Origin of the sequence: Nonomuraea sp. NPDC049684 (genome assembly GCF_044465345.1) — a bacterium.
Taxonomy (GTDB): Bacteria; Actinomycetota; Actinomycetes; order Streptosporangiales; family Streptosporangiaceae; genus Nonomuraea.
Map to the genome: position 1 here is coordinate 1 of NZ_JBITLO010000027.1, position 13541 is coordinate 13541.

10 protein-coding genes are annotated in these 13541 nt (G+C 72.4%); 3 read left to right on the plus strand and 7 right to left on the minus strand.

Annotated elements, in window-relative coordinates; translation table 11 throughout:
* Positions 1–381: 381 nt before the first annotated feature.
* Positions 382–1422: an AI-2E family transporter gene (locus tag ACIBST_RS47485; protein WP_397180045.1), complete on the plus strand. Its 1041-nt coding sequence runs from the start codon at positions 382–384 to the stop codon at positions 1420–1422.
* Here the strand turns inward: ACIBST_RS47485 and ACIBST_RS47490 are convergent.
* From ACIBST_RS47490 to ACIBST_RS47505, 4 genes are all read right to left on the minus strand, one after another.
* Complete coding sequence (locus ACIBST_RS47490; RefSeq protein ID WP_397180046.1) at positions 1399–2130, minus strand: DUF6597 domain-containing transcriptional factor; 732 nt, start codon at positions 2128–2130, stop codon at positions 1399–1401. The genes ACIBST_RS47485 and ACIBST_RS47490 overlap by 24 nt on opposite strands.
* A 36-nt stretch (positions 2131–2166) precedes the next feature.
* Complete coding sequence (locus ACIBST_RS47495) at positions 2167–3021, minus strand: hypothetical protein (protein WP_397180047.1); 855 nt, start codon at positions 3019–3021, stop codon at positions 2167–2169.
* 78 nt (positions 3022–3099) lie between these two features.
* Entirely contained in the window at positions 3100–4875 is a 1776-nt protein-coding gene (locus ACIBST_RS47500) for a hypothetical protein (RefSeq protein ID WP_397180049.1), read from the minus strand.
* Positions 4872–5933 (minus strand): ATP-binding protein, encoded by a 1062-nt coding sequence (locus ACIBST_RS47505; RefSeq protein ID WP_397180050.1) that lies wholly within the window; start codon positions 5931–5933, stop codon positions 4872–4874. The genes ACIBST_RS47500 and ACIBST_RS47505 overlap by 4 nt, the downstream gene beginning before the upstream one ends.
* Before the next feature lie 232 nt (positions 5934–6165).
* On the opposite strand from ACIBST_RS47505, the gene erm reads away from it, so the two are divergent.
* On the plus strand, positions 6166–6993 hold the full coding sequence (gene erm / locus ACIBST_RS47510; protein WP_397180052.1) for an ErmE/ErmH/ErmO/ErmR family 23S rRNA (adenine(2058)-N(6))-methyltransferase: 828 nt from the start codon (positions 6166–6168) through the stop codon (positions 6991–6993).
* Here erm and ACIBST_RS47515 read toward each other — a convergent pair.
* Positions 6979–8322 (minus strand): hypothetical protein, encoded by a 1344-nt coding sequence (locus ACIBST_RS47515; protein ID WP_397180053.1) that lies wholly within the window; start codon positions 8320–8322, stop codon positions 6979–6981. The genes erm and ACIBST_RS47515 overlap by 15 nt on opposite strands.
* 117 nt (positions 8323–8439) lie before the next feature.
* On the opposite strand from ACIBST_RS47515, the gene ACIBST_RS47520 reads away from it, so the two are divergent.
* Positions 8440–10026: a molybdopterin-dependent oxidoreductase gene (locus ACIBST_RS47520; RefSeq protein ID WP_397180054.1), complete on the plus strand. Its 1587-nt coding sequence runs from the start codon at positions 8440–8442 to the stop codon at positions 10024–10026.
* Here the strand turns inward: ACIBST_RS47520 and ACIBST_RS47525 are convergent.
* Complete coding sequence (locus ACIBST_RS47525) at positions 10013–11839, minus strand: chitinase (RefSeq protein WP_397180055.1); 1827 nt, start codon at positions 11837–11839, stop codon at positions 10013–10015. The two genes, ACIBST_RS47520 and ACIBST_RS47525, sit on opposite strands and share 14 nt — an antisense overlap.
* Positions 11836–13494 (minus strand): carbohydrate binding domain-containing protein, encoded by a 1659-nt coding sequence (locus ACIBST_RS47530; protein WP_397180056.1) that lies wholly within the window; start codon positions 13492–13494, stop codon positions 11836–11838. The genes ACIBST_RS47525 and ACIBST_RS47530 overlap by 4 nt, the downstream gene beginning before the upstream one ends.
* Positions 13495–13541: the final 47 nt, after the last annotated feature.

The window sequence follows — 13541 nt, forward strand, 5'->3', positions numbered from 1 at the left end:
CGTACTTCCTCACCAGAACCCGTTCCCGGATCCTCGTTCAGAGGCGTTCATTTCGTCTTGCGTTCTTTCGTTGTGTCTTAATTCTTTCAGCCGTTTAAGTCTCTGTCAAATTGACCGGACTTGCTCGACCTGCTGGAATTAAGTCGCGCCCCGCTTCCGGGACAACCCCTCTAACTTACTCCCAAGCCCGACTCTTGTCGAATCGACCTTCCGTTGGACGCGAACGTCCGCCGGAGTGGCAGTGTCTGGAGGTGGCCCCCGAGTGAGGTCGGCGATCAACGCCTTCCTCGTGGGACTGGTGAACTCTATGTACGGTCCCCAGAACCGTCAAATCGGCGGCCCGTCACACGTCGGCAGGACATGCTGGGTAGGTATTCCGGCGTGCGAGATCAATCCGTCCCGAGAGCACTCATCCTCCTGGTGGGCATCGCCGGCGCGGTGATCGCCCTGTTCGGGCTGCGCGAGGTCAATTCGATCGTCGGGCCCGTCGTCCTGGCGCTCGTGCTGGTCATCGCTGTGGCGCCGGTGCGGAGCTGGCTGTCGGCGCGGCGGGCGCCCATCTGGGTGCAGGTGGCCGTGCCGTTCCTGATCGTGGTGCTGGTGCTGCTCGGCATGGTGGGGATCCTGACGATCTCCGTCACCCAGCTCGCCTCGCTGCTGCCGACGTACGCCAAGCAGTTCGAGGAGCTGCTGGCGGAGTCGCAGCACTGGGCCAGCACCCACGGTCTGGGCAACGACGTGCTGGCCAAGGCGGTGCAGGCGTTCGATCCCGGCCGGATGCTGGGGCTGGCGCAGAGCCTGCTCGGGAGCCTGATCGGCGTGCTGTCGAGCCTGTTCCTGATCGTGGTGCTGTTGCTGGCGATGTGCCTCGACGCGCCGGTGACGGCGCGGATCCTCACCACCGGCGAGGGGAACCGGCCGCAGCTGGTGACGGCGCTGGCGACGTTCGCGCACAAGACGCGGCGGTATCTCATCGTCTCGACCGTCTTCGGGCTGATCGACGCGATTCTCGACGTCATCGTGCTGTCGTTGCTGGACGTGCCGTTGCCGCTGTTGTGGGGGGTGCTGGCGCTGATCGCCAACTACATCCCGAACATCGGGTTCGTCATCGGGCTGCTGCCGCCCGCCCTGCTGGCGCTGCTGCACGGCGGCGTCAAGACGATGGTGCTGGTCGTCGTGGCCTACATCGTCATCAACGTGGTCACGCAGTCGTTCATCATGCCGAAGTTCCTGGGGGACGCGGTGGGGCTGTCGACCACGATGACGTTCCTGTCGTTGATCGTGTGGACGTTCATGCTGGGGCCGCTCGGCGCGATCCTGGCGATCCCGCTCAGCCTGCTGGCGCGGGCGGTGCTGATCGACAGCGACCCGAGCGCGAAGTGGGCGCAGGCGCTGGTGTCAGGGAAGATGCCGGACGGGTGAGAGCAGGCGGCCCAGCGGGACGCCGCTCAGCCGCTTCACGTCGTGGGACAGGTGGGCCTGGTCGGCGTAGCCGGCCCGGACCGCCGCCTCCGCCGGTGGCACGCCCGCGCGGGTCAGGGTGAGCGCGCGCTGGAAGCGGACGACGCGCTGGAGGGTCTTGGGCGAGTAGCCGAAGGAGGCGACGCTGCGGCGGTGGAGCTGGCGTTCGCTGAGGCCGATGGCCCAGGCGACGTCGCGCACGCTGCGGCCCATGCGCAGCGCCCCGGCGATGGCGGCCGCGGCCGGATCGGGGGCGGGGGTCTCGCGCAGGCGGGTCAGGACGGCGGCGCGCATGGCCGCGAGCCGAGCCGCCGGGTCGGGCGCGAGGGCCGGGTCGCCCGCGTCGGCCAGCGGGGAGGACGGGACGGTGAGGGCGGGCAGGGCGGCCAGCGGGACGCGACGGTCGCGCAGCTCGTGGATCGGGACGCCGAACACGGCACCCACCGCGCCGGGCTTGAAGCGGAGGCCGACGTAGGCGTCGCCCGCCGTCATCGGGGTCGGCACCGGGCCGGTGTCGGGGCCGGCCACGAAGAGGCCGCCGGGCCCCCAGACGAGGTCGACGCAGGCGTCGGGCACCACGAGCTGGGTGCTGTCGCCCTCGCTGACCTGGTGCCACACGCAGGCGACACGGCCGGAGAGAGCCTCGCCCGGGTGCCGTTCCGCGTACATGCCTCCAACGTACGCGACCGCGCCGACAGAATCGGTTCAGGCGGGCAGGCGGCCGTACGCGCGCAGGGTCTGCAGGCGTGCCAGGGTCAGGTGGCCCGCCCATTCGTGGGCCACCAGCGGGGTCCAGGTGTTCCAGTTCGGCTGCCAGCCGCCTTCCGGGGACTGGGCGGCGGCCATGGCGTCCAGGTGGGCGTCGAGGGTGGCGGCGTCGAAGAGCGGCAGGGCCGACGGCGCGGGCGCGAAGTCGAGGGGGTGGTGGACCGCGCCTTCGGCGTGCGGGTCGAAGGTGACCGTGGCCAGGACGGCCTCGCGCAGCCGGGCGAACTCGGCGAGGGCACGCTCCCGGTCGGGGACGTGTTCGAGGAACACGAGCAGGGCGCGGGCCTCGTACGGAGTGGTCCGCGTGAGCCCGGCGACGCGCGACCAGCAGAAGTCGGTGGCGGGCCCGAGCCAGGGGTGGGTGACGCCGTGCTTGTGCAGCAGCCCGGCCAGCACGGCGGTGGGGTTGAGGTCGCCGGGCGGGTCGTCGGGGGTCTGCCACCAGGGCGCGTGCGGCGTGTCGCGGACGGACGGCAGCACGAACGGCACCCCGCCCCCGGGGGCCGTGATGCCCGCCAGGTAGTCGCAGGCGGCGGCGACCATCGGCGAGTCGAAGGCGTCGAGCTCGTCGAGGATCCAGAAGGCGACCTCGACCGGTTGCGGCTGGCTGGCGGCGCCGCGCAGGTCGGGCTCCAGGGCGTTGCCGAAGCCGCCGTCGGCGTTCTGGTAGCAGCGCAGGGCGTCGAGGACGCGGGTGCGGGAGCCGTTCGCGAACAGGGCCTCGAACCTCAGCCTGTCGATGAGCCTGCCGTGGAGCCGCAGGAACTGTGCCGCCCGGTCGAGTGTGTCCATGTCCGCTTCCGTCGAGAGAGCCATACCCGGTGACGCTACCGCCGGCGGCGCGGACGGCTCTTGTCGGAATCGGACGCGTCACTTCATGAAGAAGACCGGGCCGCGCGGCCGGAAGGGCAACGGCGCGCCCTGGGGCACCAGGAAGGCGTGCTCGCGGCGGATGCGCAGCACGTCGCACTGCCCGTCGGTGATCAGCAGGATCGGGCCGTCGGGCGGGAAGTCGTCGGCGCGTTCGAGCAGCCTGACGCCGGGCTGGAGGATCGTGCCGCCCCGGCCGCGCACCCTGACCCGGCCGGCGATCTCCTCGACCGGCAGGTAGCCGGCGTCGTAGGCGGTGGCGTCGCAGAAGACGACCCTGGCCCGGGGCACGTCGCGGGCGGTGGCGTAGGAGGCGATGGCTCCGAGTGCCTTGCCGAGCAGCTTCACGTCCATGGAGCCGGAGGTGTCGAGGACGACGCCGAAGGTCTTCCTGCGGACGACCTCCTCGGGCCGTACCCGGCCGGGGCGCGGGATGCCGGGGCTGGCGGCCTGGCGGCGGGAGGCGCGGGCGTACGAGCGGCGCGGCTCCTCGGGCTGGAAGTGCTCGTCGAACCAGCGGGCGAGCTGGGCGTCCCAGGGCAGGGGCGGCTGTTCGAGGGCGCGGATCTCCTGTTCGAGCCCGGCGGGCAGCAGGCCGCGTCCGCTGGAGTGGTGGTAGGCCAGGCCGGTGCACAGGGCGTTGCGGTAGTAGTCGTCCAGGTCGACGTAGCCGCGGGCCTGGCGGGCCGGGCGGTCTAGCACGTCGCCCGTGCCCCGGCCGCGCAGGGTGGCCAGCTTGCGCATGCGCCGCAGGTCGCCGGCGATCTGGTCGTAGACGGCCTCGGCGGACATCGTGCCGAGCGACTGGTCGAACAGCAGCCCTTCGGGCATCTCGCCGACGCCCATCTCGACCAGCCAGCCGTTGATCACGTAGTCGCAGGCGACGTTCCACAGGTACGGGTCGCGCATGCCGGCCCGCTCGCCGTGCCGCAGGGCGGCGTGCAGCATCTCGTGGGCGAGCACGAACCGCCATTCGTGCTCGGTGTGCGTGGCCAGCGGGTTGACGTAGATCTCGGCCGCCTCGGCGCTGACGGCGGCGATCGAGATGTCCCAGGCCCTGGCCAGCTCGGCGTCCGCGACGATCTTCATGCCCGCGGCCAGCGCGCCGAGCAGCGGGTACGACGACATGAACCAGCGCAGCGCGCCGTCCCAGGGGCCTTTGACGTGGCCTTCGACAGGGGTGCGCGGCGCGCCGGCCCGGTCGAGCGCGGACGTGGCCGACCAGGCGACGCCGATCGCGAAGCCGCGCTGGAAGTCGAAGTGCTCGGCGTCCTCCTCGGTGCCGATGTGGAAGTCGGCCGGGCCGAGCGGCTGGAACCCGGGCGGGACGCCGACCCTGCGCCAGCGTTCGGAGAGCGTCACCTCGTCCTCCTCGGGCAGCTCGGCGGGCAGCGGCGCGGGGCAGTGCCCGATCTTGACCGTGCGCAGGAAGCGGTCGACCGCCAGGCAGCAGGCGGCGTGGTAGGCGGGGTCGGGCAGGTCGCCGTCGACGTCCTTGGGGGCGCAGGCGCGCGGGTCGGCGTGGCCGAAGCCCAGGTGGAGCAGCAGGTGGGCGAAGACCCATGCCCACTCCGCGGCGGGGGCGCGGCGCTTGGGGTGGAAGGTGACGTCGCCGTCCTGGCTGACGACGGCCCACGTCTCGGGCGGCAGCCGGCCGTCGGCCGCCTCCAGCAGGGTGCCGTGCAGGCCGGCGAACAGCGGGTGGCGGTTGACGGCGGCCCAGCCGTTCATGACCTCGGCCCGCCAGGGGTCTGCCTTGGGCTTGCGGCGGCTCACGAGCGGGCCGCCATGAGCCGGGGCACGTCCCTGCCGATCTCGACGAGGAACCAGGTGGGCAGCGCGGGCGCGCCGTCGGCGTCGTTGGCGATGACGAGCTGGGCGCATTCGAGGGAGATCTCGGCCAGCTCGACGAGCAGTGTCTTGGCGCGGAAGCCGAGGTCGCGGCCGCGGGCCGAGGCGCCGCGCTTGTCGGCGGGCAGCTCCTTGATCAGGCGGGCGCGGAAGGTCTCGGCCAGGAAGTAGAGCAGGTCGCGCTCCTCGGGGCGGCGCGGCCAGGGCGCCTCGCCCTTGAGCACGGCGTCGAGGTCGTAGGCGTGCCGGACGGTCCTGACGTAGGCGCGGAAGGCGGAGGCGTGGGCGGTGGTGAGGGTGCCGAAGGCGAGCATCGCGAGGGTCTCGTCGCCGACGTCGTCGCCGTAGGAGGTGAGGACGTCGGAGAGCATGTGCCAGGCGCGCGGCGAGGAGAACGGCTCCTCGGTCTTGGGCGGCGGGCTCCACAGGTGGTCGGGGCGCTGGACGAGGTAGTCGACGATCCAGGGGTGGATGCCGGCGGCGGCCGCCCACTTCAGCCAGTCGTCGGCCGAGGCGCGCAGGTGCACGTGGACCAGGCGGTTGATCAGGGCCGAGGCCATGGGGCGGGCCAGCGCGTTGTCGGTGGCCCGGTTGCCGGCGCCGATCACGACCGAGCCGGCGGGCAGCTCGTACGTGCCGATGCGGCGGTCGAGGATCAGCGAGTAGAACGCCTTCTGCACCTCGGGCGCGGAGGCGTTGAGCTCGTCGAGGAACAGGCAGTAGGGCTCGTCGCGGGCGATGGACTCCGGCGGCGCGAACCGGCTGCGCCCGCCGACCAGCTCGGGCACGCCGATCAGGTCCTCGGGGGCGAGCTGGGTGCCGAGCAGGGTGACGCAGTCGAGGCCGAGCGAGCCGGCGAACTCGCGTACCAGCGAGCTCTTGCCGATGCCGGGCGCGCCCCACAGGAAGACCGGGCGGACCACGGCGACGTGCAGCAGCACCTCCGGAAGCTGCGCCGGGGTGACGGTGACCGTTGCCTGCATGCGTCCAAGGGTGACGAACCGGGCGTGCCCGCGCATCACATTTAATCGTTTGCCCTGGTGGAGCCGTCCGGCCTACTGTCGGCGGCATGTGTTCCATGTTCTGCACCGTGTTCATCCGCATCCGCCGCGGCCGGGCTCTGGCCCGCTAGCGGACGGCTGACACCGCGCGTCCGCCGGCGCGCCCGGGGCCCTTCGAGACCTGTTCATCTCGAGGACCCGAAAGGGCAGTGCTGTGGCGCAGAATTTCGCGCACGGAAACTATTCACACACCCAGAAGAACGTCAGGAACGGCGGCGGCGGTCGTACGCCCGCCGACCGGCTCAGGCGGCAGCTCTCGCAGAACTTCCTGGCCGACCGGCATGCCGTGGAGCTGATGATCAAGGCGGCGGCGCCGGAGGGGCTGGTGCTCGAACCCGGCTCCGGGCCGGGCGCGCTCACGCTGGCGCTGGCCGAGGCCGGGGCGCACGTGATCGGCTACGAGCTCGATCCCCGGCTCGCCGGGCGGCTGGCCTCGCGGACGCGCGACGATCCGCGGATCGAGGTGGTCAGGGGTGACTTCACGGCCGCGCGGGCGCCGCGTGAGCCGTTCGCGGTCGTGGGCAACATCCCGTACTCGGTCACGTCGAGGATCGTCGAGTGGTGCCTGCGGGCGCGGGAGCTGACCTCGGCGACGCTGCTCACCCAGCGGGAGTACGCCCGCAAGCGCACCGGCGACTACGGCCGGTGGAGCCTGGTCACGGTGTCGTCGTGGCCGTGGTTCGACTGGCGGCTCGGCGACACGATCGGCAGGGAGAGCTTCCGTCCCGTGCCGTCGGTGGACTCGGCGATCCTGCGCGTGCGACGGCGGCCCGAGCCGCTGGTGAGCGATCGCGCGGGCTACCTGGAGCTGGTGGAGCTGGGCTTCGGCGGGGTCGGCGGCTCGGTGCGCGCCTCGCTGCGCCCGCACTACCGGGGGGTGGACGCGGCGCTCGGCGCGGCGGGCGTGGCCCGCGACGCCGTCGTGGGCCACGTGCACCCGGACCAGTGGGTCAGCCTGTGGCGACGGCTAGAGCGCCGTTGAGGTGACCTTCGCCGGGACGGCGGCGACCCGGCCCCGGGCCGTGGACACGCGGCGGGCCCAGGGCATGGCCAGCAGCAGCACCGGCAGCAGCACGATGGAGGCGCGTGACCAGTCGCGGTGGAGGTACCACCAGTCGTTCACGCTGAACTGCGTCATGTACAGGTAGCCGTAGGCGGCCCAGAAGGAGGCGCCGATGATGGCCGGCCAGGCCCACCTGGTCGGCCTGGCCACCAGGAACGGCATGAACCACAGCAGGTACTGGGCGCCGAGGCGGGGCGTCATGACCATGAAGACGAGCAGGATGGCCGTGGTCAGGTCGATCGGGTCGGCGCGCCGCCACAGCAGCAGGACGGCGACGACGCTGAGGTAGATGAGCTTCGTGCCGAACGAGGCCAGCTCCGGCATCAGGGCCCAGTCGCCGCCGGTGAACCACGGTGTGTAGCCCCATTCGCCGACGATCGGGCGGATGTCCTGGATGGTACGGATGACGGCGGGGATCTCGTCGAGCGTGGTGCCCGCGAAGATCGGCGAGGTGACCAGGAAGAACACCGGGACGACGCCGGTCACGACGAGGGCGGCGATCCTGGCGCGCAGGTGGGGCAGGAGCAGCAGCATGCCGGGGATCAGCCAGATCGGCCAGCTCTTGGCGCACAGCGCGAGGCCCATGAGCAGCCCGGCCAGCATGCCGCGCCGCAGGTCGGCCCGGTCGCCGGAGCCGGGCATGAGGGCGCGGCGCAGCATCGCGACCGGGCGGCGCGCCGCCTCCCGCAGGCCGGCGGCGTCGATGGTGACGCCGGGACGGTCGGGCGCGCCGGGCCCGCGGGCGACCACGAACGCGGCCACGCCGAACACCAGCGCGACCGGCTCGACCTGGCCGTGGACGCTGGCGATGAGCAGGGCCAGCGGGTTGAAGGCGTACTGGAGGGCGCGCAGGGACGCCTTGGGGCCGCCGGCCAGCTTGCCGACCAGCGGGATCAGCACGATGTCGGCGACGACGGTGACCAGGCGGCCGGCGTACTCCCACGGGATGCCGAGCCACAGCAGGATGCCGTAGACGTAGGGGATGGTCGGCAGGAAGTGCCAGCCGCCCTCGCTGGCCAGCACCGGGTCCTTGCCCTGCAGCACCGCCTCGCCGGCGGGCTTGAAGCTCTCCATGAAGTCGACGGGTTGCCATGAGTCGATCGCGGAGGTGTACATGATCAGCACGCGGACGGCGATGCCGACGAGCACGGCGACGTAGAGGGGCGGCCGCCAGTCTCGCCACTGCGCGACGAGGGCGAGCACGACACCGGTGACGAGGACGACCCCCGTGAGAACTGCGTAATCCATGGCGGCCCCTAGCCTGCCGTAACAATCTGAGTGCCGCCACCTGGGCTTCCAATTCTTATCCCCGACATGCGGACACGTAACGCGATAGAACATGACTGTCTGTGTTGAACTTTTTCCATGGGGGGATCGCAGGTCAACCAGGCACTGGTCAGGCTCTATTTCGAGGTGAGGGACGGGGTCCGTGACCCGGTCGCGGCCTGGGCGAAACTCACAGGCAACTCTCAGGTCTACCAGGCGCGGCGCGGGGAGCGGCGGGTCCCGCTGGACGACGCCACGGCGGCCGAGCTGGCGGCGGCGGCGATCGTGCACACGGCCTCGGAGCACGGCGCGGACCGGGTGGCGGCGCTGGCGACGTCGCCGCTGGCGGGCGTGGTGGGCGGGCTGGGCGGCGCGCTGCTGACCGAGCATCCGTGCGCGTCGGAGCAGGTGCTCGGGCCGCGGTTCACGGGGCCGGGGGCCGAGGACTGGGCGCGGGCGGCGTACGTGCTGCTGTGGGGGGAGAACAACCGGCTGGCCCGTACGGCGGACACGCCCTGGGTGATCGCCGGGCGGTACAAGGGCCAGAAGGTGGTGGCGATCGGCACCCATCCGACCCGGTTGTCGGACGAGACGCTGGTCGTGCGGCCGGGCACGGACGGCGCGCTGGCGATGGCGATGGGGCACGTGCTGCTGAAGGAGTTCTTCCTGGACCGGCCGCCGTTCGCCGCGCACGCGATGGAGCGGACGGACCTGCCGTTCCTGGTGCGGCTGCGCGAGCGCGAGGACGCGTACGTGCCGGGCGGGCTGCTCGGCCGGGCCTGCGACCGGCTCAGCGTGTACGGCGGCGAGGCGGTGCAGGTGCTGCTGCCGCGCTTCGACTTCGGGCCGGGCGTGCTGCGCCGCGGCGTGCCGGTCGTCCGGGACGGCGGCGAGCTGGTGACCACGGTCTTCGACCTGCTGCTGGCCGCCTACGGCGTGGCACGGGACGGGCTGCCCGGGGTGTGGCCGCAGGGGTACGGGGACCGGGAGCCGTACACGCCGGGCTGGCAGGAGATCTACACCGGGGTGGCCGCCTCGCGGACCGTGAAGACGGCGCGGGAGCTGGGCGTGACGGCGGAGAAGACCGGCGGGCGGTGCATGATCGTGCCGGGCCGGCTGGAGACGCCGCACGCCGACACCGCCTACCGGGCGATGCTGGCGCTGCTGGTGCTGACCGGGTGCGGCAGCGGGTGGGCGCAGCCGGCGGGCGGCGCGGGGATCCCGCTGGTGCCGTACCTGTGCCTGCACGCCTGCGGCGAGGACCGCGCCGACGTGGGCGCGCTGAGCTGGGCCCTGTGCGAGGGCCTGTTCGCGCGCCGCACGTCGCGGTCGGTGCTGCTGGAGGCGGTGCGCGACGGGTGGCCGATGGCTCCCTCGCCGCGCGTGCTGGCCATCCCCCGGCCGATCTACCCGCTGCCGCCGGAGGTCGACCTGCTCATCGGTCCCGACGAGCAGTGCGACCTGGCGCCGCCGGACGCGGGCCTGGTGGCCGAGGCGGTGGCCCGGCTGGCCGGGCGGACGTCCCGGGCGGACCCGGACGGCACCCCGGCGGACGGGCGCATGCGCCTGATGGTCGACCACGCCTGGATGCACGAGTACGGCGAGGCGCTGCCGACCTACCGTCCGCCGGGGCTGGGGGTGCCGCTCAAGCCCACCCAGCTCGTCCGGCCGTTCACAGGCCGTTGAGGTAGGCCCGGTGGCTCCTTGAGAACTCGAAGGCGTTGTACTTGTCCCAGTTGATCGACCAGGTCATCAGGCCGCGCAGGTTCGGGTAGACGCCGCGTGGCCTGTAGCTGCCGCAGTTGCTGCCCTTGGCCAGGCAGTCGAACGCCTTCTGGACCTCGGCGACGGTGGTGAAGCCGTTGCCCGCGTTGGGCGAGGCGGGCAGTCCGATGGCCACCTGGTCCTGGCGCAGCGGCGGGAACACGTTGTTCGGGTTGCCCATGATGGGGAAGCCGGCCAGCAGCATGTCCGTCATGGCGACGTGGAAGTCGTGGCCGCCCATCGTGTGGTACTGGTTGTCCAGGCCGGTGATCGGGCCGGAGTTGTAGTCCTGCACGTGCAGCAGGGTCAGGTCGTCGCGCAGGGCGTGGATGACCGGCAGGTAGGAGGCGGCCCTGCTGTCGGCCGAGCCGTTCGGGCCGGGGCCGTAGAACTGGTAGCCGAGCTGCACGAAGAACGTCTCGGGCGCCATGGTGAGCACGAACTTGGCGCCGTAGCGGCTCTTGAGCGCGCGCAGCGCGGAGATCAGGTTGACGACGACGGGCGTGGTGGGGTTGGCCAGGTTCGTGTCGCCCTGGTTGAGGTAGAGGGAGTGGCCCTCGAAGTCCACGTCGAGGCCGTCCAGGCCGTACCTGTCGATGATGGCCGCGACCGACTCGACGAACTTGTCCCTGGCGGCCGTGGTGGTGAGCTGCACCTGGCCGTTCTGGCCGCCGATGGAGATGAGCACCTTCTTGCCCTGGGCCTGCTTGGCCCTGATGGCGGCGACGAAGTCCGCCTCGGGCTCGACGTTCGGGCACTCGGCGGCCGGGCACTGGCGGAAGCGGATGTCGCCGGAGGTCACCGAGGTGGGCTCGCCGAAGGCGAGGTTGATGACGTCCCATTCGGCGGGCACGTCGGCCATGCGGATGTAGCCGGAGCCGTTGGCGAAGGAGGCGTGCAGGTAGCCGACCAGGACGCGCTTGGGCAGTCCCCCTCCCCCGCCGCCGCCCGCGGTCGTGGTGCCGGTGGCCTCGGCGGTGTAGGGCGAGCAGTTGCCGGCGGCGTCGCAGGCGCGGACCTTGAAGCGGTAGGAGGTGGAGGCGGCCAGGCCGGTGGCGGTATGGCTGGTGGCGGTCACGGCGACCGGGGAGCCGCCGTCGCGGGAGACCTCGTACCGGTCCACGCCGACGTTGTCGGTGGCGGCCGACCAGGTGGCGGTGAGCGAGCTGCTCGTCGCGCCGCCCACGGTCAGGTTGCCGGGGACGGTGGGGGCCTGGGTGTCGCCGCCGCCTCCGCCGCCGGGCGCGCCGTCCAGGACGACGTCGTCGGCCACGTAGGCGCTCTGGCCGTACCAGGAGTTGAGGTAGATGGTCACGGACGTGGTGGTGGCGCCGGTGGTGAACGTGGTGCGCAGCTGCGTCCACGCCTGGCCGGGCGAGCCCCACGTCTGGGGGTCGGTGCCGCCGGTGCCGGTCGCGCCGAGGAAGACGTAGCCGCCCTGCACCCAGGCCGACAGCGTGTACGACGACGACGGCTGCACCCTGACCTGCTGCTGGCAGCGGGCCAGGTCGGCCCCCGCCGGGGTGGCCTTGAGCGCCTTCGTCCCGCCGTGGACGGGCGAGGTGACGGCGGCGGCGCCGGCGGCGGCGCTGCAGGTCCAGCCGGTCAGCCCGTCCTCGAAGCCGGGGTTGACGGCGATGTTGGCCGCCAGGGCGGGGGTGGCGGTCAGGCCCGCCGTGCCGAGGGCGAGCGCGACCGCCGCGACGGCGGTGCGCCACCTGAAGATGCCGCTCATCCGGTGAACCCCTTGAAGATGTTCGTGAACTCGTAGCTGGACTGGGAGATGCCGCTGCAGGTCGGGGAGACCTGGCCGTTGGGGCAGCCGCCGTTGTCGCGGGCGGCCGACCAGAAGCCGACGAATCCGATGTGGTTGCTGTTGGCCCAGGTCAGGAGCTTGCGGGCGTCGGCCTGGGTGGTGGTCATGCCGGTGTCGTTCTTGCCGATCATGGGGGTGACGCCGAGCGCGCGTCTGAGCTGGGCGTCGCTCCTGGCCGGCCATACGCCCTTCATCTGGCCGAGCGTGGCCTGGGCGGCGGCGGTCATCGCCTCGCCCCAGTCGCCGGTGTGGCCGAAGTTCATCAGCATCGGGTTGACGATCACGTCGAGGCCCTTGGCGGCGGCGTCCTGGAGGATCTGCAGCGAGAACGGGTCCACGCCGTAGTCCTGGCCCTGCACGCGCAGCGTGTAGCTGATCACCGTGCCGCGCTCGGACTGGAGCTGCTTGAGCGCGGTGTTGACCTTGTTGGCGTCGATGCTCGCCTCGACGTCGACGTCCAGGTGGTTGGTGCCGACGGTGTCGAGCACCTTCTTGTAGGCGGCCAGCAGCGCCGCCGGGGTGCCGCAGGCGTGCTCCAGGTAGGGTCCGACCGCGCCGCCGCTGGCCACGACGACCTGGCCGCCCTGGGCCTGGAGGGCCTTGACGTCGTTGACGATCCGGGGGTCGGCCAGCGGGATCGTGCCGCCCCAGGCCGGGTTGCAGCCGCTGCTGTCGCCGAGGACGAACGCCAGCGTGTAGTTCTTCACGCCGGTCGCGTTCGCCGCGCCCACCAGGGACGGGCTGGTCATCGTGATGTCGATGTAGGGGGCGTACCTGATGTCGCCGGCGGGCGGGACGGTGTCCTTGGAGGTGCGGCCGCTGACCGGCGCCGACCAGGCCGAGCAGTTGCCAGCGGCGTCGCAGGCCCGCACGCGGAAGGCGTAGGAGGTGTCGGGGGTCAGGCCGGTCGCGGTGTAGCTGGTCGTGGGAACGACGACGGGGGCGGCCTCGTCCCTGGAGACCTCGTAGCGGGCCACCGAGCCGGAGTCGTCGGTGGCGGGCGACCAGGTCACGGTCAGGCTGGTGCCGGTCGGGCCGCCGACGGCCACGCCGCCGGGGACGGCCGGCGCCTGCGTGTCGGGCGGGCCGCCGGGGCCGTCGAGGACGACGTCGTCGGCGGTGTAGGCGCTCTGGCCGTACCAGCCGTTGACGTACACGGTCACGGAGGTGGTGGTGGCGCCGGTGGTGAAGGAGGTCCTGAGCTGGCCCCACTGGTTGCCGGGGGCGCCCCACGTGCTGGCGTTGACGCCGGCGCCGGTCGCGCCGAGGAAGACGTAGGAGCCCTGGGCCCAGGCGGAGAGCTGGTAGGCGGTGCCGGGCTTGACGGTGACGGTCTGCTGGCAGCGGGCGAGGTCGGAGCCCTGCGGGGTGGCCTGGAGGGCCTGCGTGCCGCCGTGCGCCGGGGTGGTGACGGCCTGCGCGCCGGCCGGGCAGGTCCAGCCGCTCAGGCCGGATTCGAAGCCGGGGTTGGACAGGATGTTCGCGGCGGCGGCCGGGGTGGCGTGCAGGACGGTGAGTCCCAGTGCGGCCAGGGCCGTGGCCGCGAGTCCGCGCAGTCTCGTGCGGGGTCTCATGCGGGTCCTTTCGGGGGGTGCGGACCGCGCGCCGGTGCGGCCCGCCA